Source organism: Mesorhizobium sp. M2A.F.Ca.ET.067.02.1.1 (genome assembly GCF_004023285.1).
Lineage (GTDB): Bacteria > Pseudomonadota > Alphaproteobacteria > Rhizobiales > Rhizobiaceae > Mesorhizobium.
On sequence record NZ_RZSB01001350.1, the window covers coordinates 1 to 629 of the forward strand.

Below are 629 nucleotides of genomic sequence, written 5' to 3' on the forward strand. Positions count from 1 at the left end.
GAAAACGGGCACGTCGTATGAATATGCGGTCGGCAAGGATGCCCAGTCCAACCCGAAGCTGGTGCCGCTGGCCGACCTGCAGGCGCCGAAAATCGATCCGGCGACGCTGAATTCCAAGAAGGTCATCGACCTGATGACGCAAGCCGGCTTGCTTTAGTTCGCGTTCGTCCTAAAAGGGCAAGCGACCGTGCTCCCGCGGGAACTCGCTTCCGTGGGAGCGCTTTTGTTTTGGAGATGGCCTCGTCGATGACGATCATCTGCGTTTGCGGCCGCGGCCGCGGTTCATCACGTCGCTTCCGGGCGGCCTATTCCGACTGATGGCGTCCGCGATCCACCTCACGGCTTCCGCGCTGCCGGCGGCCGGAATGAAGAAGCGCCGGGCCATGTCGTGGATCACGCTCGCCGCGGCTTTGATCTCGCTCATCGCGCTGCTGCCTCTCGGCTTCATCGTCTGGATCGCGATCCAGACCGGCTGGGATACGGTGGTGGCGCTGATCTTCCGCCCGCGCGTCGGCGAGTTGCTGATCAACACGGTGCTCCTCGTCATCGTCACCGTGCCGATCGCCATCGCGCTGTCGGTGGCGCTGGCTTGGCTGACCGAACGCAGCGACCTGCCGGGCAATCGGCTG

Annotated in this window: 2 pseudogenes; both read left to right on the forward strand. The window is 64.1% G+C overall.

What is annotated here, in order from left to right:
• Positions 1–157: pseudogene (locus tag EOA28_RS40755) on the forward strand (iron ABC transporter substrate-binding protein); the annotation flags it as partial.
• A gap of 208 nt (positions 158–365) precedes the next feature.
• Positions 366–629, forward strand: a pseudogene (locus tag EOA28_RS37755) (iron ABC transporter permease); the annotation flags it as partial.